Origin of the sequence: Pedobacter sp. AJM, from assembly GCF_002197755.1 — a bacterium.
Classification (GTDB): Bacteria; Bacteroidota; Bacteroidia; order Sphingobacteriales; family Sphingobacteriaceae; genus Pedobacter.
In genome coordinates, this window is the sequence record NZ_NHOT01000003.1 from 231,551 (window position 1) to 252,232 (window position 20,682).

Below are 20,682 nucleotides of genomic sequence, written 5' to 3' on the forward strand. Positions count from 1 at the left end.
TCCTTTAATAATAGGTCTTTATAACGTAATACTTGGAGATGGTCCCCTGACTAAAGCTTTACAAATTTAATACCTAAAGTTTAAAGAAACGTATGGGTACCATCCTTCTGAAGAATGTCCCATTACAAATCGTACAACTGTGAGTGATGCCGGTGCAAAATACAAGCCACCACCTACACCGTGATGCCAGGTGGTAGACACTTCATTCCGTTGCCAAACCCGGCCAACATCATAGAAGCCCAGCAAGCCAATTTGTCCGGGTAAAACATAACTGACCAAATCACCCAGTTTCGCCCTTAACTCTAAATTATTGTAAAAAATATGTTCACCGGCAAACCTGAACTGCCGGTAACCCTGAAGATTACCCTGCCCACCAAGGTATAAGGCCTGATAAAATGCCGGTTTTCCAACCGTTACACCACCACCAAAACGATCGGCCAGAATAAAATTTTTCCTGCCGTCTAAATTTTTATATAAGGCAATACTTGCTGTTAACTGCCCGAAAGAATTTGAATATTGGTTAACACCCTTATAGCCAAGCAATTTAAAATCTACAAAACTTCCCAAGGTAGGTAGGAGGTCATTATCCCTGGTGTTATTGGTGAAGTTTACAATCGCCCCGGCAAACATTTTTTCGTTACGCACCGTTAAGCTATCTGCAGAGTGCAACTGATCAGCATTGAGGATAAAACGGCCTTCGTTATCTTCGCGGTTGAACTTATAATACTGATAAGAGGGTCCTACAGAAAAGGTTGATTTGGGTTTACGCCACCTGATGGCTGCATCTACCTGGTACAGGTTAAACCTGGCCCTGTAGTAGCGGATATCATCACCATGTTCATCAAAATGAGTATCATTACCTAAACCGAAGAAATTCTGGTTATTATTGGGGGCAAAAGCATAACCGTTTACCAATAAATCTCCCTTACCCAATGCTTTTAACCATTCGCCCTTATAATTAAAACGGAATGCCCTGGTAGAGAAAGAATGCAAAAATGAAACCGTTTGTGAATTGCCCCAGGGTTGCTTACGGAACCCCGGATTGGTTTGCTTGTAAATTAAACCCAGTAAAATCCCATCATCCCTGTTGTAACCTGCGTTTAAATTATATGATCTCCGCACATACATATCTTTAGGGATGTAACTGAAGTTTGCCGTATCATTGGAAATAATTTTGTTGATTTTATTCTGATCATTACCAGCGTAAGTTGCCTTATCTGTACGACCGTATAATTTTACCCTGCCATTGCTATTTGCAAAATCGTAATATTTCTCCCCCTTGCCTCCAATTATCCGGATTTTAATGGCAGAATTTTTATTGTCGAGGATTAAGCTGTCATTCCCGTTGTGCATATACACCCGAATTTCCTTCGTCACTTTGGGATCGAACTTCCGGTCAAACAATTCATCTTTTATATTGCCTTCTTTTGATATTTTATTAATCTTCACCCGCAAACCATTTTCTTTGGTATCGCTGATTTTAATGCGCTCATTTTTATTGGTTACTTCTATATCAACGATGCGGTTAAAGAAATGATAGTAATCATTCATCAGTTTAGGCAAACTGGCTACCCGCTCACGCAACCTTTTTAAAAATTCGTCATGATGTAATGAATAGCTTGGCTCAGGAAGTTTCCGCAAGGCCTTTTCAAAAACGGCATCATTGTAATTGGCGCAGAAATCTTTCACTATCTGATTAAATTCATCTTCCGTTATATTTGCGGTCCAGCGGCTGCTGATTTCCCTGCCTTCCCATAAAAACCAGTTAATATTTTGTATGGGGCGTTCGTAGCCCTGCATCATTGGGAGCAAAGAGGATGATTGTGTAAAACGTTGTAAAAAACCATCTGAACGGAAAAAAACCTGGTCGCGGTCTCTTGGTACAGGTGTATAATTTGAACCATCTTTGGTTTTGGTTTCTTTCCAGCGCCACTGGTCTTCATGCCTGTCCCAATCGCCAAGCAATACATCAAGTGATCTTGCCTTTACCCAGGCCGGGCCATCTAATTTATTATCGTTGTCATCCGTTAATTTTTTATCCATTTTCGGTGAACTGTCTGATTCTCCTACAGGCTCGCGCTCCTCGAATAAGCATAGTGTATTGGCAAAAGCAGATTCAAACTCGCCTAGACCATCATCAGGAGAAACCCAGCCGATAACCGGATTGGTATGTGGAATTTTAGCTGCATCTGCCAGGTCAGGAACAACCAAAGCTGAGAAGGGATGCTGGGCAGACATGTTATCCTTAATTACGTCTTTTGCAAAGGTATTCCGCAAGGCCTCAGGCAGCAGAACCTCCGGGTATTTTTCTATGCTACGCAACACATATTCCTTACCGTCTTTATCTTCCAGTCTTAAAGAGCGCGACTGGTTACCTCCTCCGCGTTGAGTGGCTTTAAGGCCACCTTTCATTTTTGAGACATGCAACACCGGAACTTTAGTTCTTTCGGCATATTCCTTCCGGTAATTTTCACCAAAAACATACCGATGAAAACGCCCTACGCTATCGTACTCCGGTTTAATGCGTACAAAAATACTATCGGCTGTAAGCGGCTTATCCCTATTTCTAATTTTTGAAGGAATTTCGGCAAACTTTTTAATATAGCTGTAAACCTGTTTAACGCTGGTATCCGAATAAATGTAATACGCATAGCGCATATCATTATTTTTCAACTGATCAGCAATAACATAGCCCTGCTGCATTTCCTGAAATAAGGAATTTTTGCCCTTTTTATTCGGCGAAACCTTTGATCCGGAACCACTGATGATCTGCAGTTGTTTCCCTTTAATCATTTGTAAACCATGCTCATGACCCGCCACATAAGTTACATTCGGATAATCGCCAAAAACACCATTTACAGATTTGATCATGTCTTTGTATGCCGGATGATTTAAATCTTCAGGACTTAAAAGCGTAGATCTTAACAAAGGATAAACCGAGCCCAAAACCGGCATCGGGATATATAAATTCTTATTTAGGGAAGTCAATGGAAAAAGGTGATTTCTTAAATTAAAATAGCCGCCATGTGGCCCATAACTCTGAAATGGATGGTGTGAAGCCAATAAGATCACCTTGTTTTTATTCTGTTCCAGCAGTTCTTCCATGCGTACCAGCACTTCATCTTTGGTATTGCAATCACATTCACCTGCCGGATTTGATTTTTTATATGGAAATAGCCACCACTCACTGTCATAAGCAATGATGGTGAGTTTATCGGTGAGGTTGATGGCTACCGGATCAGGACACCCGTTCGCAGGAATTAATTTAAGCAATGGATCGTTCTGCGCTTTTAAATAATCATCCTGTGCTTTGATTTTCGCCAAACCATCTGGTCCGGATTTATCCCAGTCATGATTGCCCGGGATGAAATAAACGGTTGCGCCCATACTGCGCATGGGTTCAAATTGTGACCGTAATATTTTTTTTGTCTCCTCTTCTTCAATACTTCCAGGCAAACCCATTCCTGTGGGATAAATGTTATCGCCAAGATAAACCACAGTGGTTTTTTTTGGAATAATCTGCTTGGCGGCATTTTTTAAATCCTGCATCTGGGCAGCATTCATTTCTCCGGCATCACCGAAAAGAATTACACGGTATTTAACATCATCCTGAGCGAAAGAATTAAAAACAAATAAAAGAAAGAAGGCAATAAATAGGGTAAACGTTTTGATCATCGCTTAGGGGTTATTTCAGATAAAGATAATTAATTTTAATAAAGGCTATCTGACCTTAAACATTAAAATATTTCCTGCAGCTAAAGACCCACCTTCATTTGAAATATAAAGATTATTGTCCCGATCAAACGCAATGCCTTCAGGTTGGTTAAAAGCATCTCCCTTTAAGGCTTGAGTTGATTTTATCTTAAAGTCGGTGTCAGTTATCACCAATAACTTATTCATGGAAGAAAGGATATACCACTCTCCTGTTTTCGGGTTTTTGGCCAATGCCGAAGGGCGGAAATTCATTTTAGATGTACCTGCTGCAGCAGCAATTTCCTGATGAGAAAGTTTAAAAGTTCCTGCAGGCGTAAAAGTGCCTTCATTAAATTTAAAAGCAAATATTTCGGTATCCGACTTTTTACCTTTTTTCACTTCTTTGGTTAAAAGATAAACCATACCAGCCTTCTCATCTGAAGCCAAACCTTCATATTCAGCTTTTGGCACCAGGTCTTTTGTTTTAATAACGTCAGCTACTTCCGGAGTATTAATTTTTGAAATGGGAAAAGTATGCAGTTCTCCATTACTCTTAAGCACAATTACCTGATCATTAATGATCGCCAGGTCTTCATAATCACCTTTCCCTCCAAATTTGGTAAATTGTGCATCTTTATCATTTAAGCCCAAATGAAATAAATCACCATCTTCATCCTGAATGGCAAAAACCTGTTTCGGATCTCCATGATGAAAAGTAATGCCCGAAATTTCAAATAAATTCTGTGGCATATTATATTTTACCGGATTAGCCAGATCATAAGGAAAATCTGCTTTTTCAATAGTGGAAACAGCATTTTCTGTTGTCATTTTATCCTTCTTCTTTCCCTCATCATCATGCTTTCCGTTTACACATGAAACCCCGATAAATGCTACGGTGAAAAGTGTAATAATAGCGGTTAGTTTTGTTTTATTCTTATTCATAAAATGAAAATTTAATACTTGTTTTTTAAAAATTGATAGATGGCCAGTTGTGAAGCAATGGCAGGTTCACCAGTTTGAACGGGAACATTTTCCATTTGATCATTTATTATAACAGCCTGCATCTTATCCTGTTTTTGAATCTCGATAATTTCCAGGATTTCCTTTTTAATTTGCTCGTCATAAATAGGAAAGCAAACTTCTATCCTGCGGTAAATATTCCGGTTCATCCAGTCGGCAGACCCTAGATAAACATCGTTTTTACCTTCGTTATGGAAGATAAAAATCCGTCCGTGCTCCAGGTAACGGTCTACAATTCTGGTAACTGTAATATTTTCGCTCATTCCCTTCACCCCCGGAATCAACCTGCAGATGCTCCGCACAAACATGTCTATCTTTACCCCACTTTGCGATGCCTCGTATAGTTTATTGATTAAAACCTTTTCTTCGAGGTTATTCATTTTAATGGTGATGGTTGCCGGTTTACCTTGCCTGGCATGTTCAATTTCCCGCTCAATCAACTGAAGAAAAGCCTGCTGCAGGTTAAACTGGGCCACCAGCAAATGCTGAAAAGGAATAAGATCAGCAGAAGCAGGCTTTATGCGTTTTGCCAGAAAAATAAACAATAACTCCACTTCGCGCAGCATTTCTTTATGGGCGGTCATTAAGATATGGTCTGTATAAAAAGAAGCCGTGCTTTCATTAAAATTTCCGGTAGCAAACAATCCCAGATAATGCATCCGGCCCGCTATTTCACGTTTTACCAATGCTACCTTTGCATGCACCTTAAGGGCTGTTACGCTGTAAATAATGTCGACTCCAACTGATTTCATTTTTTTAGCCCACTTGATGTTATTCGCTTCATCAAACCGGGCCTTCAACTCCACCAGAACGGTTACTTTCTTCCCGTTTTTAGCGGCACTGATTAAGGCATTCACAATTTTTGAATCGCTCGCTACCCGGTAAAGTGTTACATAAATCTCCTTGACATTTTCATCTATAGCGGCTTCATTGAAGAACCGCAGCACGCTATCATAACTTTGAAAGGGTGTATGAATGATGATATCCTTTTTGGTAATGGCTGCTGTAAGTGTCTTTTCTACGAAATCAGTATTGCAGATTTTGCGCCATGATGCATTTAAAAGCTGATCATTTTTCACCGGAAAAGCCATCAGGTCTTTCAGGTTATGGTACTGACCACCCTCTACCCTGTTTGCTTTTTTAAGGTTGAAGAGCTTTGTCATCTCCTCAAAAACATTTGGAGGAATGCCCGGCTGATGCAGAAAACGGGTGGCTAAACCCAAATCCCGCTTCATCAGCTGCTTTTCCAGCTGATCGGATAAATTTCCGGAATACTCATCCTTCAGGTCAATCTCCGCATCTCTTGTAATTTTAAAACTAAAACAACCCAGTACCTCATCCAACGGAAATACCCGATCCAGGTGAAACCGTACGATATCATCAAGAAACACCACGAAAGTTTCATTTTCCCCTTCTGTTTTATAAAACCGCGGCAACTCATTGGATGGGATATTTAAAATTACCGACTTGGTTTCATGCTCATTTTTTAAAGTAATGAGGAAATACAGCTCATTATTTGCAGGAAAAAAATTGGTCTCCTGATCCAGGTAAACCGGTTGAAGAAAGGCCATCACCTGGCTCAAAAAATATCTGGTAACTGGTTTTTGAATCTCCGGTGGAAATGGCTGTCCGTAAAGCAGGTTAATCTGCTTTTCTTTTAACTGCGGAATAATCTCCAGCTGCAGGATTCTGCCATATTGCTGCTGCTGACGGGTAATTAAATGATTGGCACTTCTCAGCAGGTCTTCTTCAATATGAATATCATTATTTTCCTTATTGCTTAATTTTTCGAGTGCCAGTAATACAGGCATCCTGACGCGATAAAACTCGTCCAGATTGGAGGAAAAAATGGAAAGAAATTTAATCCGCTCCAGTAATGGAACCGTGCTGCGTCCTGCTTCTGTTAAAATTCGTTCATTAAATTTCAGCCAGCTTAGATCTCTGTTGAAAAAAGCAGTTTCTGTAGTTTGCGCCATTAAAGTTTACCGTAAGCTGCGTATGCAATAACAAAAGCCAATACCGCCGCAATTAACCCAAACATAAAAATATTATAAGCCAGGCGGATCAGTTTATATTTCCGACCTAAAACGACCCCCTGAGAATAGACATCTGTGATCAATGTGCCATACAAAAAGTCCTTATCATTCATGACCTGAATCATGCCATCAGTATAGCGGGGTAAGCTCATTTTATAAAAATTACCGAAAAACAAGAGGTTAACTTTCTTATTGTCCATGTCTTCCTGGGTAAACTCTCCCTGTGGAATTGACGGGCGGGTAGATAAGATAGATACCACCACACAGGTTAAACTCACCATGAGCAGGATAAACGTGGGAATAATCAGGTTTCCGTGGTCTTCCAGTCTTCTGAGCAACAAACTTACAATCAGTGAAAGCATGATGGAATTTACCGTTATCAGGATGTGTGCTTTATTATCTGCCATATCGCTTAAGCGTTGGTTGTTGGCCGAGGTAATCCTGAACATGGTTTCAATTCCTTTATCCGGCCGGTCGCCTTTGCCTTTCTTTTTACCCTCTTTATCATCCAGCACCAATGAAGGTGCAAAATTTTTAGGTTCCTCCTGTTCGGTGGCGATTTCTTCCTGTGCAGTCAGCTTGCTTTTAAGCTTACTGATATTCGCCTGTTTCTGATCGTTGAGCAACAGGGCGGCATAGTCGGTTTGGTAATGGTGCGACTCCATAAACTGGATGTCTCTTTTGCGCCAATCCAGTTTGCTGATTTTTTTTTTGTATATCAGTTCAACTTCTTTGTGCATCAGCTTTCCTTTCTTGCGGAAATCGGGCAGGCCCAGGTGAAATAAATCAGCATCGCAAATGATTTTGTCGAGCTGACTTTTAGGCTTTTGTGGAATCCTGGTGGCTAAAATCGCATTTTTAACCTTTTCTTTGATGTCTTCCCCCACCTGGTGTTCGCTTAAGAATTTTTCGGCCAGCTCTGCTCCTTTTTCCTCATGTTTCAATGCATCATCGAAATAGCCGGTATCATGAAAATAAGCCGCAACAGTAATGGTGAAAAAATCCGCTTCATTTAACTGGTAGTGATTGGCAATTTGCTGCGCAGCATTGACCACTTCACGGGTGTGTTCCAGGTTATGATAAACCAGGCGTGGATCATGATGGGTATGAAAATAATTACTAACCTGTTTTTCTACCTCAAGTTGCAATTGTTTATAGTCTTGGGACATAGTGCTCTAATGTGATCTTTTTTTATGGTTCACTCACGCAGTTTTCTGCTTCTTGAAAACAAAAAAAAATGACGGGTGATACCGGATATAAAACTACGTTAAATTTAAATAAAATCAAGCCTTTAAACATTTAACAAAATCCGGACCTGGTGGATTATGCTCCCTGTTTCTTACTCAATCAGGTGCGTCCTGAAAGTTATCAATACAATCACCTGAAAATTAGATTGATGACACATTTACGTTATTTTTTGAAAAAAAGTTTTTTAAAAGCGGATGCAAATTTGTAACATTGCACTCGCAAAAAACAAATGTTTTTTCGGGGCCTATAGCTCAGTTGGTTAGAGTAGAAGACTCATAATCTTTTGGTCGCTGGTTCGAGCCCAGCTGGGCCCACAAACCCTCTTTACAATCCGTAAAGAGGGTTTTGTTTTTTAGTTAAAAAATTAATCTGCTTTAATATTAGTTTAAATGCTGTTTTTTGAAATGTACAGCCTTGAGTTTTGCAGTTGGTGAGCTACCAACCTGGATTTCGCCTGTAGTGGTGCCGGTGCATAAACGGTAAGCCGAATAGAGGCCGGACATACCCGCCCCTACTATGGCTACATCCGGATCCGCATCTTTCCATAACCTGTATTGAGGTTGATCTTTCATAATAACAGTAGGATTATCAGTTTGGTAATACAATTGATCTGTATAGCTGCAAATTGTCAAACTTATAATTGCGGAACGCCCGGAGTGTCTATTACATTCTCAGCGGCAGAAGCTTTCAGGCTTTCCACAGCTCCTAATTCGGATACGCCCTGCATGCGCTTCAGGGTACTCACGGTGATATGCGGCCAAATGATAGGTTCAACCGTGCCGGTGGCCGGAAATACCAGGTTAATGGTTTGAGTGTATTGCAGAAGTTCCGTTTCGCTGCCGCCGGTGATGTTTTCAATCCAAAAAATTGCATCCATGGATGTTGCTGTAACATTGGTTTGAATAAACGGGATGTTCAGAATTCCACCCGTGGCATCAGGGTGTTTGGTAGACATCGGAAGAACCGTCATATCGGTAATGGAGCCTTTTCCTACGATGCCATCAAGTGTTGTTTTCAGGAAGCTATTCGGATCAGATTGTGCAAAGCCAGGGAACTGAGGAACACCGATGATCTTATCATTATACCCAAGCGCCGTAATCGGGCTGCCATCAAGATGCGTGCATTCTGCAGAGGCCACTTCGAAGAAATTCGTATCCGGCGCAGGTACTGTTAAAGCTTTACCAAGCGCCAATACCGCGTTACCATGAGGGATGGTACCTAAGCGGGCAATATCAAAGCCGCCGTTAAAATTTGTTATAAAAAGCATTAAACCTGTTTCAGCATGTATGATCTGGCCATTGCCAAAGCCCCTGGTGTTGCAAAAGTCGGTATCGCATACGCTGATGATCTGCTGCTCATAAAACAGGCCGAATATCTGCTGATCAAATTCCTTTCCATTCAGAACAGGCCCCCTGTTCCCTGCGCTAACAGCCACGGTGGAGAATTTCAGGTTTTCTTTATAAGGTATCACCTCAAAAATAAATCCGTCAGGGTGCGGTACGGATATTACATTCCATCCACTTGGTGTAACGCCGCCGGTTCCATTTATGACTACGCTTTCCCATTCGCCTACCAATTGTTTTAAAGGGCCAAGTTCTGCAAGCCCGAGTGCTTCAGCAGGCACAAATTGTGCACCCATGCCGAAACGGTTTAATTTCTCTGTCATATCTTGTTTGTTTAAGGTTTATACGATTAAAATGCATTCCCACCCCCTCTGTCTTATCCTTTGTCGGTTTACATTTAATGTTTACACAAGGGGGTTGTAAAGGTGGTTAATTAAATCTATTCATATAGTTTTAAATTCCTATTAAATATTTAAAAAACAGGTGATTATACGTAAATAAAGCAGGTGATTTTACCCTGTTCAAGTAGCATTGTTTGTGCCGGCCAGTTGATTCCGAACACCTGTACCTATGGATCACTACACTAAATTATTATTGAGGAATTTAAAATTGCCTTTCTGATGACCTCTTTGATTGTTGAGGAATAGACTTGAATACTTTTCTTTTGGACGCTGGTTCGAGCCCGGCTAGCACATAAAATCTTCAATAATACTGGTTTTTGAGAAGTGCGGAATTTTCTATGCAGACAATTTTAGACTGAAGCGGCCAATTTCGAAGAGAAACAAATTCAGGAGAAACTTTTTTTTGTTTCTCGTAAAATTGTTTCTCCTACCCGAAACGTTCTTTTCCGAAACTTTTTTTGTTTCGGGAAAAAACGTTTCGCTTTCTGTCCGGCGAATATGGAAAGTATTTTTAAAAAGATTAATTTGCTGTTTGATTTCTCACCCATCAACCTAAGTTTTATCTCGTCAATCTGTTCATATCCATTGATGTATAGCCATGAATTTTTAGGTTGATGAGCGGCCAACTGATAGATGAATAGCAATTCTTGAAGCAAAGAAGAGTATTGTCAGAAAAAGCAGGAGACGCAAGGAAACGTTAAAAAATCAGTTTTTTTCCATCTTCTTCTGTGGAAGTTTATTGTTTAAGTTTCACAGGTCTGGAGAGTTTAGAAAATGTGAGAGAACCCATAATCCACTTGCCATTTTTTCTGATGTATACTTCTGTTACCATGAAAGGATTGATCACCTCATTATTACCCAAGGCAGCTATCAAATCGATGTCGTTTAATAGAATGGCAGTATTGTCGATGATTTTAACCGAAGCCGAATAGACCTCTGCTTTTTTGTAGTGAATGCCTCCTGATTTAATGATATTCAGTTCCTGAGTTGTTCCCCAACTGCCTCCCATGTGTACGAACATGGCTTTTGGATCAAATAACAGTGCAAGTGAATCTACATTTTTATCTGCCATCCAAAGCCATTTCTTTCTGGAAAGGTCCAGTAGTTCCTGTTCAACTTTTGTGGGCGTAGCTACATTTGCGGTTGACGCTTGTGCATGAGCGTACTGAACACCTCCGAAGAGGATAAACAATGCATAAACTAGTTTTTTCATGATCTGTGCTTTAATTGAGGGTTCTATATTCAGCCGGGGTACTGCCCACGCGCTTTTTAAACAATCTGATGAAGTGCTGCGGATACTTGAATCCTAAATCGTAAGCGATTTCATTTACCGTCTTACTGCTGTCAAAGATTTTATTTTTAGCCACTTCAATGATCTTGGCCTGGATAAATTCCTGGGCAGACTTACCTGTTTCTTTTTTGATAAGATCCCCAAAATAATTGGCAGAAAGGTGTAGTTCATCGGCGCAATAAGCCACACTGGGTAGTCCGATAGTGTAAGGCTTTTCTGAATTGAAATAGCCATTCAGCAATCCTTCGAATTTTTCGAGCATTCCTTTATTCACCGTATCCCTGGTAATAAACTGCCTGTCGTAAAATCGCTCACAATAACTCAAAAGTAATTCAATCCCCGAGGCAATCACTTTTTTACTATGCTTGTCGATGGTTTGATGCAATTCGCTGTGTAGCTTAGCAAATAAATCAAGCACCAGTTTACGCTCCTTTGCTGAAAGATGCAGTGCTTCATTGGTGTAGTAACTAAAAAAATTGTAATCACTGATGCTTTTCCCCAATGAAGTGCCCAGCAGCAGATCAGGATGGAAAACTAAGCCGTGTCCCATTGGCTGGTATTCGTCTACCTTGTTTTCAACGTCAACCACCTGGCCGGGCGAGATGAACACCAGCGTTCCTTCCTGGTAATCGTAATGCTGACGACCATATTTCAAATCGCCGCATTTTACGTCTTTCAAAAAAATGCAATACAGTTCAAAGTGCATTTTTGATCCTGTTCTTTTCGCTGCCTGTGAAAAATCAATAACACTCACCAAAGGATGACCGGTTTCATGATTATTGAAATCATTGTATTCGCTGACCGTCTGAAAGTTAAATTCTCTTTCCATACATTTTTCAAATTTGTTGATCAAAGTTAATCATTACTGCCACGTTAATTTACCATCAGCAGCCCGATCAGTAATATTGGTAGTATAAGCAGTAATTTATCTACCTGTTTGGGGTTTCTAAGACACGAACTTTGTACCTGATAATGGGTTTAGTTATTAAAAACAACTTATGATGTATTGTCATTAATAATGAATGTTATGAATCATGTAAAATTAAATAATGGACTGCAAATGCCTGTTTTAGGATTTGGCGTATTTCAGGTAACTGACCTGAATGAATGTGAGAGAAGTGTTTTACAGGCAATTGAGGCAGGATACCGTTTAATTGATACTGCGGCCATCTATGGAAATGAAGAAGCTGTAGGCAAGGCCATAAAGGAAAGCGGAATTGCCAGGGAAGAACTTTTTATCACCACTAAATTATGGGTTTCAGATGCGGGTTATGAAAAAGCTAAGCTGGCCTTTGAAAGATCACTAAAAAAACTTCAGCTGGATTACCTCGATCTTTACCTGATCCATCAGCCTTACGGCGATGTGCATGGGGCATGGCGGGCAATGGAAGGAATTTATGGGTCTGGAAAAATAAAGGCTATTGGTGTAAGTAACTTCCATCCTGACCGGGTTATGGATTTAATTATACACAACAAAGTGGTACCGGCAGTGAACCAGGTAGAAACACATCCCTTTAACCAGCAAACAGATACACAAGCTTTTTTAAAAGAAAACGGCGTGCAGATTGAGTCCTGGGGACCGTTTGCAGAAGGCAAGAACGCAATATTCAGCCATCCGTTGCTATCCTCCATTGCAGGTAAACATAACAAAAGTGTCGCCCAGGTCATACTTCGCTGGATGATTCAGCGCGACATTGTTGTTATTCCGAAATCAGTTCGAAAGGAAAGGATCAATGAAAATTTTGATGTTTTTAATTTCAGGTTAAGCGAAGAGGATATGCAAGAAATCGCTACGCTGGATACCGGGAAAAGTTTGTTTTTTGACCATCGCGATCCCGCTATGGTTAAATGGCTTGGTGAAAGAAAAGTAGGTGAATAAAATTTAATCATTAGAGATTATGCAAAAGAGAATATTAGGTGGAAGTGGATTGGAAGTATCAGCATTAGGATTAGGTTGCATGGGATTGAGCTTTGGCTACGGCCCGGCTGCCGATAAAAGTAAGGCGATCGAATTGATCCAAAAGGCATTTCAGCTTGGAGTGACCTTTTTTGATACCGCAGAAGTTTACGGACCATATACCAATGAAGAACTTCTAGGTGAAGCACTTGCACCCTTTCGTGATGAAGTGGTTATCGCGACTAAATTTGGTTTTAAAAATGCCAGCACCAGCGAAGGATTGGATAGTCGTCCAGAAACAATAAGAGCGGTAGCAGAAGCGTCCTTAACCCGGCTAAAAACAGATCGTATTGATTTATTTTACCAGCATCGCGTAGATCTGAACGTACCCATTGAAGAGGTGGCGGGAACAGTTAAAGAGCTGATTGCTGAGGGCAAAGTAAAACACTTCGGACTTTCTGAAGCTGGTGAGGGGTCAATTCGTAAGGCACATGCTGTTCAGCCAATAGCGGCATTGCAAAGTGAATATTCATTATGGTGGCGTGAACCCGAAAAAGAGATAATCCCTCTTCTGGAAGAACTTGGAATTGGCTTTGTTCCGTTTAGTCCGCTTGGCAAAGGATTTTTAACTGGCAGGATTGATGAAAACACCAGGTTCGATACCACTGACTTCCGAAACACCGTACCACGTTTTTCTGAGGAAAACCGCAAAGCCAATCAGGCATTGGTAAACCTGCTGGGAAGTATCGCATCAAAACAAAACGCCAGTCCGGCACAAATCTCACTTGCCTGGTTACTGGCACAAAAGCCATGGATAGTGCCAATTCCCGGAACAACCAAATTACCCCGACTGGAAGAGAATCTTGCTGCGGCAGCCATCAGTCTTACTGAAATCGAACTAACTGAAATACAGGCTGCTTTGAATCAGATTGAAATACATGGACATCGCTACCCGGCGCAGAGTCAAAAAATGGTAGGTGGGTAATTTCAATAAACAGAACAAATTATGCGTAGACTTTAAAATAAGAAAATGAATAAAAAATTATATGTACTGATTATGCTGGCATTAGCAGGTATTACAGTTAAAGCACAGCAAACGCCGATATTTCCGAAAGGAGAAAAGGCGCCAAATGTCCATCATGTAGGTAATGTCTGGCTTACGGAGCTTCAGCCGGCAGACAGCGTTTTCAGCTATGGTACTTCTGTGGCCATATTTGATCCCGGTGCCAGATTGGATTGGCATACCCACCCCGGAGGACAGATTTTAATTATTACTGAAGGAGTGGGTTATTACATGGAAAGAGGCAAAACCAAACAAACAGTGCGCAAAGGACAGGTCATCCGTTGTATGCCCGGAGTTGAACACTGGCATGGAGCAACTTCTGAAACCGGGGTAACCTATATTGCCACCTCACCTACTGAAAAAGGGAAAACCACTTGGCTTGAACGGGTATCTGATGTGGTGTACAAAGAAAAAAAATAGTTGTAAACACGATAAAAAATAAAAATCAATCAACGATGAAAATGAAGGCAGGAAATATCAGGATAAAGGTCGGATTAACAGTGGTGATAACATCGGTAATATTGTCAGCATGTACTATTATAAATGCCGGAGTTGATCATAATGAGTTAGTCATTCGCCAACAAGGAAGTTTTGCCATTGGCGGCATAAAGGTTTCACAGCCTGGTGAGTTTGAGTTAGCTAATGCACTAAAGCCGCAGGGACAAACTTTTCATGGAGACCATGCTTATGTTTTTTATCAAATTCCTGTGAAGGCACACAAATATCCCCTGGTATTTCTGCATGGTGCGGGTCAGTCTAAGAGAACATGGGAAACCACCCCCGACGGAAGGGAGGGTTTTCAAAATATTTTCCTGCGCAGAGGCTATGGTGTTTACTTATTGGATCAGCCCCGGCGCGGAGAAGCCGGTAAAAGCACTGTCGCTGCTGAGGTAAAGCCAACCGCTGATGAGCAGTTCTGGTTTACCCAGTTCAGAATAGGCAACTATCCGGATTATTTTCCCGGCGTTCAATTCCCTAAGGACAATGGCTCGCTGGAGCAGTTTTACAGGCAGATGACCCCGAACACCGGCGCTTTCGATGGCAATGTTGTTGCTAATGCGGTTTCACAATTATTTAACAAAATCGGCGATGGGATTTTAGTCACCCATTCCCAGGGAGGTGGCCCCGGTTGGACAACAGCCATTAAAAATGATAAAGTTAAGGCCATCATAGCCTACGAACCCTATAGCGGTTTTGTGTTTCCGGCAGGAGAACTGCCAGATCCCATCAAATCTGCAGGACTTTTTGGGGAACTGAAGGGAGTAGAAATACCGAAGTCAGACTTTGATAAACTGACTAAAATATCGATTGTAATGTACTATGGTGATAACATCGCCGCTGAGCCAACTCCAGTTTGGAACATGGATCATTGGCGTTCAGGATTGGAAATGGCAAAACGCTGGGCAGCGGCCATAAACAAGCATGGAGGTGATGCGCAGGTCATACATCTACCTGAAATTGAAATTAAAGGCAATACCCATTTCCCATTTTCTGATCTTAATAATGTGCAAGTAGCGGATGAGCTGTCCAAATGGCTAAAGGATAAGAAATTGGATCAGTAATATTGGTCATCATCTCCGTAACCCGTCTACTCCTATCTGATCAATCTTTCGGATCTTTACATCATTAAAGGATTGATTATGAAATAATAATTTACCTATGAAGCTATTTAAAATAATACCGGCATTAACCTCACTGATGATCTCGGTACTTATATCCACTGCTGTAAATGCCCAAACAAAAGCCGGGCAGACTTTAAACGGTCAACAGCAGGCAATTGTCCGTATTTCGGCACTCACCGGCAAGGGGGAGTTAGAGAAACTTAAACCGGCACTGAATGCAGGGCTGGATCAGGGATTGACGATCAAGGAGATCAGAGAGATAATTGTTCATGTTTATGCATATGCCGGATTTCCCAGAAGTATCAGGGGATTACAAACATTCATGACTGTGCTGGATGAGCGTAAAGCCAAAGGAATTCATGATGTACCTGGCAGAGAAGCTTCAGCGATCAAAGACGGGCGCAGCAAATATGACCGGGGCAAAGCCATTTTAGATACACTTTTAGGCGCCCCGAAAGGCTCCACCCAATCCGGTTATGCTGCATTTGCCCCTATCATAGAGGTATTTCTGAAAGAACATCTGTTTTCAGATATTTTTGAAAGGGATGTCATCAACTATATGCAGCGGGAGTTAGCGACAATTTCTGTACTAGCTGGTATCGGAGGTGTTGAACCAATGCTGCAGTCGCACCTGAAAATTTGTCTCAATATGGGACTAAGCGACGGTCAGCTACAGCATTTTACTGAAGTCATCAAGAAAGAATTGGGTAAAAATGAAGCCACCGAGGTACAACAGGTATTGAGCGAAGTGCTAAAAAGTAAGAACTAAACTGAGTAGGAAGACGATGAAAAAAATAACATCAATAATCGCAATGGCCATTTCAGTGGGCGCTACGGATGTAGTATGTGCTCAATCCGGTCAAAAGGGAAAACAGCAAAACCCCTACATGCTGGTATACGAGGGAGCGATTACAAAAAATGAAAAGGGAAAAGTAAATGTTCATCCGGTGAAATATAAATTGAACGGTATTGAAATAGCTGCGAACGTTTATACACCTGCCAATTATGATGCATCAAAAAAATATCCGGCAGTTGCGGTGGCTCATCCAAATGGTGGGATTAAAGAACAAACGGCAGGTTTATATGCGCAGCAATTGGCAGAGGCAGGCTATATCACCATTGCGGCCGACGCCGCTTACCAGGGTGCAAGTGGTGGCGAACCACGTCATACAGATAAACCAGCTTCCAGGATGGAAGACATTCATGGCATGGCAGATTTTATCACCCGGTATCCAGGTGTTGATGCGAGCCGCCTGGGTGTTTTGGGGATCTGTGGAGGTGGCGGCTATACGCTGAAGGCTGTCCAGTCTGACAAACGATTCAGGGCGGTGGCGACTCTAAGTATGTTTAATTCGGGTGAAGTAAGGCGTAATGGCTTTCAGAACTCTCAGGTTGCCACTATCCAGGAGCGTTTGTTGAAAGCTTCACATGCACGTGCAGCGGAAGCTGCCGGAAAAAAAATAACTTATGCCGGAGTAGCAAGCATCACAGACGAAGAAATCGCCAAAATACCTACTGACCTCTACCGGGAAGGATATGAATATTATTATCGCACGCATGCACATCCAAATTCTACCTTTTTGTATACCACGAGCAGTCTGCTTGACTTAATGACCTGGGATGCTACATCCAATATGGATCTGATTGAGCAGCCCCTACTCATGATCGTTGGAAGCAAGGCAGATACAAAGTACATGACAGATGAGGCATTTCCTAAAGCAACAAAAGCGAAAAACAAGGAGCTTTTTGTTATCGAAGGCGCTACTCACATACAAAGCTATTGGAAACCGCAATATGTATCACAGGCCGTAAATAAATTGACTGAATTTTACCAGGCCAACCTTTAAATAGAATGAATATGAAACATCATCTGAAATACATCCTGCCATTGGTGGTCATCTTTCTGGTAGCTTGTAACGGCAATAAAAAAGCAGAAAGCATAAGTCAGAAAAATGAACTTCTCTTTCCCCGGGGCGATAAAAATACAACTTATAATTTTGAAGGAGATGTATGGGTAAAATCCCTTGTAGATGCAGACAGCATAAATCAAACAGCAGTTGGTAATGTGACCTTTGCTCCGGGAGCAAGGAGTAAATGGCACATCCATCCAGCCGGACAAATTCTATTAGCGACGGATGGCGTGGGCTATTATCAGGAAAAAGGTAAATCAAAAATTATCCTTCGCAAGGGTGATGTAGTAAAATGCCCGCCAAACATTCCTCACTGGCATGGTGCCAGCCCGGATACGGCATTTGTTCAGGTTGCCCTTACAGGCAGGGAAAAAGGAGCCACGGTATGGTTGGATGCTGTTGGTGATGATGATTATGCCGAACGGGCGGCCAGAAAGAAAATATTATAATTAAGGTAGGGTTGAATCTGTTTGGGCTATAATTGTCACATGCATTCCTAAAAAATATTTCTTCATAACCTATTGTCATAAACTTATGCCATTGTTCAAATCAAAATTTTGGTTTTTGATGATGAGTTTTCGATCAGTTGCATTCAGAAACAAGAACTGTTAAATATCGACTCTGAACAATCACATTTAAAAAGAAATCCTCCGTGAATAAGGTAACGTAAAGCAGCCACTTCAACATTATTTTTATATATCCTGTTATACGTTTGAAAATTAGTGCCCGGCCATATCCATTCGGATAACATTTTCACTGAGTATCGGTTATTTTATATTGATGAGAATACTCATAGCGACTGACAGGGAAGATTTTATCCCTAATTCGTAGACATAAAACAGTACGTTGAAAATAGTAGAAAATTGAACAAGTGATGTGCATGTATTCAAACACTCAGGGGGATGTACCTCCTGTTGTGGAAGAAGCTCATTTTGCTTGCGCCAATACCTGATCTCAAATCAGTTCTAAAGTACGGTAAGCAGATAGATCCTCACCATATGGCCTTGCAGTATTCCACCAGCTAACCGTTCTACCCTTTTTTTTCCCCTCCTGGTATGCACCACCTGGCTGCTCACTCAGGAATGAAAATAAAAAAAGATGGTGCTCAGGGAAAGCAATTTCCTCGTCCTTGATACAAGGGACTTCCTTTAATTGCTTGCTGATGTACATCACCAATTGCGTCGGGTCTGAAGCAAAAAGGGGCATACCCTGAAAATGAAGCCGTTTCGCCCTGTCGTCAGCAAAAACCTCCACCAATTGATTGCCTTTATATTCCAGTGATATTCCTGAATCCATGAACACCCTCGAGATATCATCCCGGCTATCTCCGACCACCTGCATTGCTTCAAGTACATTATTTAAATCCTCCTGACTGAAAAATTCACTGAACTGATTAAAGGTATCATATAGTTGCTGTTGCTGCTCCTGCAAATTTTCGTTTTTTTCTGCCGTGATCGAACCGAGTTCTTCGTGATGTGTCTGCAGCATTGATTTATCCGTCAAAAACCGTATCGGCCCTAGGCCTTTAAGCGGCAATAGTTCCCAAAATGACGAATGTAGGTTAAGGTTACTCATATCACGAAATTAAGTATTATTTGAAGGAAATCCACAGGCATAAATGGGGCATTACTTTAAGAAAGAATAACTAAACCTTTTATTACATCAGATGATCTGGATTTATAAGTATTGCAGCGAAAATGACTTTGGGCAATCTATTTTTCCAAAATTTGTTTTGGCAGAAAAGGGAATAATGACTAGAAGTAATAAACAGGAAAAACATAGAATTAGCGCCTATCCACCATGGGACAATGTGATAAAAAGCCGCCTAAATTTAATGTTGCAGGATTTATTTCTAGATTTGGCATATAGAAAATACCTCATATTATAGACTATCGGCATAAGTTGTACAGCATTTAAAAAAATGACCATCACAGATCAAGAAATACAAGCTGATTATCAAAATCGAATTAACCGGGTGTTTGAATTTATTGATGAAAACCTGGATGCTGATTTGTCATTAAATAAAATTGCAGCAATTGCTTTTTTCTCTCCTTTCCACTTTCATAGGATTTTCAAATTTATTACAGGTGAGACATTGAACGAATACGTAAACAGACAGAAGATAGAAAAATCAACTTTGGCCCTGTTGCATAAAAATATAACAACATCTGAGATAGCATATCGATACGGATTTAGTGATAATTCTTCATTTTCAAGAGCTTTTAAAAAGTATTTCGGAATAAGTCCAACAGAATTTAAACTGCAAAATCCGAATAGACATAGCAAGATTTGTCAACTTGAAAGCAAGGACGGACAAGCCTATCCCAGCTATGAAAAATACATTTGCATCATTGATAACCTTAAAAAATGGATCAACATGAATGCAAAAATTGAAATTAAAGAAATGCCAAAAATGGATTTGGCTTATGTGTCAAGTATTGGAACACAGAACCTTGAATCTGCCTATCAAACATTAATGAAATGGGCTACACCTCAAGGTTTGATAAATGCGCAAACTAAAATGGTTACGATTTACCACAACAGTTTTAAGGTTACAGAAGCCAGCAAAGTAAGAAGGAGTGCTTCAATTTTGCTAAATAAACCGGTTGAAGTAAAGGGCGAAATTGGATTAACTTCAATTCAAAAAGGAAAATTTATTGTAGGTAGTTTTGAAATTGGCCTGAATGAATTTGAGAAATCATGGACGGGATTGTTTTTATGGATGAACGAAAATGGATATAAAAAAGCGGATAAAAAGCCTTTTGAGATTTATCACAACAACTTTAATGACCATCCGGAAAGAAAGGCAATTGTTGACTTTTGCATACCAATTGAATAATAGAAAAGCGGTACAGTGTGTATAGTTAACGGCGGTTTTGTGCTAATTAAAGGTTTTTAACATCTAATAATCTTCTCGTTAAACAAAAAGTAAAGTACTTATAAATCCGCCACCTAACTATACACAAACCGTTAAACCATGCCTCTTATTTCATGATTTAAATACAGCCTAGTTTTGCTTTCCTATGCATGCCTCTGCTGAAATGCCATTGCAGCACCGATCATCATGATATTGGCAAAAAAGTGTCGTTCCAAAATGTGCTGATATGATAAATTGATTATCTTGGCAAACGATATGTTACCTTTCCTTTCTGATCTAA

Annotated in this window: 18 protein-coding genes and 1 tRNA gene; 10 read left to right on the forward strand and 9 right to left on the reverse strand. The window is 40.7% G+C overall.

Going from position 1 to position 20,682, the window contains the following annotated elements; genetic code table 11:
• Positions 1 to 66: 66 nt before the first annotated feature.
• From CBW18_RS06875 to CBW18_RS06890, 4 genes are read right to left on the reverse strand one after another with little or no spacing between them, the layout of a single operon-like run.
• A complete protein-coding gene (locus tag CBW18_RS06875) occupies positions 67 to 3,675 on the reverse strand; it encodes a BamA/TamA family outer membrane protein (protein ID WP_088300568.1) in 3,609 nt (1,202 codons plus the stop codon).
• A 45-nt stretch (positions 3,676 to 3,720) separates the two neighbouring features.
• Positions 3,721 to 4,635, reverse strand: a complete 915-nt coding sequence (locus tag CBW18_RS06880; protein ID WP_088300569.1) for an SdiA-regulated domain-containing protein — start codon at positions 4,633 to 4,635, stop codon at positions 3,721 to 3,723.
• An 11-nt stretch (positions 4,636 to 4,646) separates the two neighbouring features.
• Positions 4,647 to 6,689: a polyphosphate kinase 1 gene (ppk1, locus tag CBW18_RS06885; RefSeq protein ID WP_088300570.1), complete on the reverse strand. Its 2,043-nt coding sequence runs from the start codon at positions 6,687 to 6,689 to the stop codon at positions 4,647 to 4,649.
• Complete coding sequence (locus tag CBW18_RS06890) at positions 6,689 to 7,918, reverse strand: Pycsar system effector family protein (protein WP_088300571.1); 1,230 nt, start codon at positions 7,916 to 7,918, stop codon at positions 6,689 to 6,691. The genes ppk1 and CBW18_RS06890 overlap by 1 nt, the downstream gene beginning before the upstream one ends.
• Positions 7,919 to 8,237: 319 nt before the next feature.
• On the opposite strand from CBW18_RS06890, the gene CBW18_RS06895 reads away from it, so the two are divergent.
• Positions 8,238 to 8,311, forward strand: a tRNA-Ile gene (locus CBW18_RS06895).
• 66 nt (positions 8,312 to 8,377) lie between these two features.
• Here the strand turns inward: CBW18_RS06895 and CBW18_RS06900 are convergent.
• From CBW18_RS06900 to CBW18_RS06920, 4 genes are all read right to left on the reverse strand, one after another.
• Entirely contained in the window at positions 8,378 to 8,569 is a 192-nt protein-coding gene (locus CBW18_RS06900; protein ID WP_140418640.1) for a hypothetical protein, read from the reverse strand.
• Between the two features lie 62 nt (positions 8,570 to 8,631).
• Positions 8,632 to 9,663: a heme-binding protein gene (locus tag CBW18_RS06905; protein WP_088300573.1), complete on the reverse strand. Its 1,032-nt coding sequence runs from the start codon at positions 9,661 to 9,663 to the stop codon at positions 8,632 to 8,634.
• A gap of 814 nt (positions 9,664 to 10,477) precedes the next feature.
• Positions 10,478 to 10,954: a nuclear transport factor 2 family protein gene (locus CBW18_RS06915; protein WP_088300575.1), complete on the reverse strand. Its 477-nt coding sequence runs from the start codon at positions 10,952 to 10,954 to the stop codon at positions 10,478 to 10,480.
• Positions 10,955 to 10,964: 10 nt separating this feature from the next.
• Positions 10,965 to 11,861 (reverse strand): AraC family transcriptional regulator, encoded by an 897-nt coding sequence (locus CBW18_RS06920; RefSeq protein WP_088300576.1) that lies wholly within the window; start codon positions 11,859 to 11,861, stop codon positions 10,965 to 10,967.
• 198 nt (positions 11,862 to 12,059) lie between these two features.
• On the opposite strand from CBW18_RS06920, the gene CBW18_RS06925 reads away from it, so the two are divergent.
• From CBW18_RS06925 to CBW18_RS06955, 7 genes are all read left to right on the forward strand, one after another.
• Positions 12,060 to 12,911 carry an aldo/keto reductase gene (locus CBW18_RS06925; RefSeq protein ID WP_088301310.1) on the forward strand — a complete coding sequence of 284 codons (852 nt, stop codon included), beginning with the start codon at positions 12,060 to 12,062 and terminating at the stop codon, positions 12,909 to 12,911.
• A gap of 19 nt (positions 12,912 to 12,930) precedes the next feature.
• A complete protein-coding gene (locus tag CBW18_RS06930; RefSeq protein ID WP_088300577.1) occupies positions 12,931 to 13,914 on the forward strand; it encodes an aldo/keto reductase in 984 nt (327 codons plus the stop codon).
• A gap of 45 nt (positions 13,915 to 13,959) precedes the next feature.
• The gene (locus CBW18_RS06935; RefSeq protein ID WP_088300578.1) at positions 13,960 to 14,412 is read left to right on the forward strand and encodes a cupin domain-containing protein; all 453 of its coding nucleotides are present in this window, start codon (positions 13,960 to 13,962) and stop codon (positions 14,410 to 14,412) included.
• 35 nt (positions 14,413 to 14,447) lie between these two features.
• On the forward strand, positions 14,448 to 15,554 hold the full coding sequence (locus CBW18_RS06940; RefSeq protein WP_216359205.1) for an alpha/beta fold hydrolase: 1,107 nt from the start codon (positions 14,448 to 14,450) through the stop codon (positions 15,552 to 15,554).
• 97 nt (positions 15,555 to 15,651) lie between these two features.
• Positions 15,652 to 16,383: a carboxymuconolactone decarboxylase family protein gene (locus CBW18_RS06945; protein WP_088300579.1), complete on the forward strand. Its 732-nt coding sequence runs from the start codon at positions 15,652 to 15,654 to the stop codon at positions 16,381 to 16,383.
• A 16-nt stretch (positions 16,384 to 16,399) separates the two neighbouring features.
• The gene (locus CBW18_RS06950) at positions 16,400 to 17,461 is read left to right on the forward strand and encodes an alpha/beta hydrolase (protein ID WP_088300580.1); all 1,062 of its coding nucleotides are present in this window, start codon (positions 16,400 to 16,402) and stop codon (positions 17,459 to 17,461) included.
• 11 nt (positions 17,462 to 17,472) lie between these two features.
• Complete coding sequence (locus CBW18_RS06955) at positions 17,473 to 17,973, forward strand: cupin domain-containing protein (protein ID WP_088301312.1); 501 nt, start codon at positions 17,473 to 17,475, stop codon at positions 17,971 to 17,973.
• A gap of 505 nt (positions 17,974 to 18,478) precedes the next feature.
• On the opposite strand, the gene CBW18_RS06960 is transcribed toward CBW18_RS06955, so the two are convergent.
• The gene (locus CBW18_RS06960; RefSeq protein WP_140418641.1) at positions 18,479 to 19,099 is read right to left on the reverse strand and encodes a hypothetical protein; all 621 of its coding nucleotides are present in this window, start codon (positions 19,097 to 19,099) and stop codon (positions 18,479 to 18,481) included.
• Positions 19,100 to 19,190: 91 nt separating this feature from the next.
• Here CBW18_RS06960 and CBW18_RS21835 point away from each other — a divergent pair, with 91 nt between their 5' ends.
• Complete coding sequence (locus CBW18_RS21835; RefSeq protein ID WP_088300582.1) at positions 19,191 to 19,412, forward strand: MepB family protein; 222 nt, start codon at positions 19,191 to 19,193, stop codon at positions 19,410 to 19,412.
• Between the two features lie 33 nt (positions 19,413 to 19,445).
• Positions 19,446 to 20,363, forward strand: a complete 918-nt coding sequence (locus CBW18_RS06970) for a GyrI-like domain-containing protein (RefSeq protein WP_216359206.1) — start codon at positions 19,446 to 19,448, stop codon at positions 20,361 to 20,363.
• The last annotated feature ends 319 nt before the right edge of the window (positions 20,364 to 20,682 follow it).

Coding starts and splice junctions, on each gene's coding strand:
- CBW18_RS06875 (WP_088300568.1), bottom strand. CDS start 3,675: ATGATCAAAACGTTTACCCTATTTATTGCCTTCTTTCTTTTATTTGTT.
- CBW18_RS06880 (WP_088300569.1), bottom strand. CDS start 4,635: ATGAATAAGAATAAAACAAAACTAACCGCTATTATTACACTTTTCACC.
- ppk1 (WP_088300570.1), bottom strand. CDS start 6,689: ATGGCGCAAACTACAGAAACTGCTTTTTTCAACAGAGATCTAAGCTGG.
- CBW18_RS06890 (WP_088300571.1), bottom strand. CDS start 7,918: ATGTCCCAAGACTATAAACAATTGCAACTTGAGGTAGAAAAACAGGTT.
- CBW18_RS06900 (WP_140418640.1), bottom strand. CDS start 8,569: ATGAAAGATCAACCTCAATACAGGTTATGGAAAGATGCGGATCCGGAT.
- CBW18_RS06905 (WP_088300573.1), bottom strand. CDS start 9,663: ATGACAGAGAAATTAAACCGTTTCGGCATGGGTGCACAATTTGTGCCT.
- CBW18_RS06915 (WP_088300575.1), bottom strand. CDS start 10,954: ATGAAAAAACTAGTTTATGCATTGTTTATCCTCTTCGGAGGTGTTCAG.
- CBW18_RS06920 (WP_088300576.1), bottom strand. CDS start 11,861: ATGGAAAGAGAATTTAACTTTCAGACGGTCAGCGAATACAATGATTTC.
- CBW18_RS06925 (WP_088301310.1), top strand. CDS start 12,060: ATGAATCATGTAAAATTAAATAATGGACTGCAAATGCCTGTTTTAGGA.
- CBW18_RS06930 (WP_088300577.1), top strand. CDS start 12,931: ATGCAAAAGAGAATATTAGGTGGAAGTGGATTGGAAGTATCAGCATTA.
- CBW18_RS06935 (WP_088300578.1), top strand. CDS start 13,960: ATGAATAAAAAATTATATGTACTGATTATGCTGGCATTAGCAGGTATT.
- CBW18_RS06940 (WP_216359205.1), top strand. CDS start 14,448: ATGAAAATGAAGGCAGGAAATATCAGGATAAAGGTCGGATTAACAGTG.
- CBW18_RS06945 (WP_088300579.1), top strand. CDS start 15,652: ATGAAGCTATTTAAAATAATACCGGCATTAACCTCACTGATGATCTCG.
- CBW18_RS06950 (WP_088300580.1), top strand. CDS start 16,400: ATGAAAAAAATAACATCAATAATCGCAATGGCCATTTCAGTGGGCGCT.
- CBW18_RS06955 (WP_088301312.1), top strand. CDS start 17,473: ATGAAACATCATCTGAAATACATCCTGCCATTGGTGGTCATCTTTCTG.
- CBW18_RS06960 (WP_140418641.1), bottom strand. CDS start 19,099: ATGAGTAACCTTAACCTACATTCGTCATTTTGGGAACTATTGCCGCTT.
- CBW18_RS21835 (WP_088300582.1), top strand. CDS start 19,191: ATGATCTGGATTTATAAGTATTGCAGCGAAAATGACTTTGGGCAATCT.
- CBW18_RS06970 (WP_216359206.1), top strand. CDS start 19,446: ATGACCATCACAGATCAAGAAATACAAGCTGATTATCAAAATCGAATT.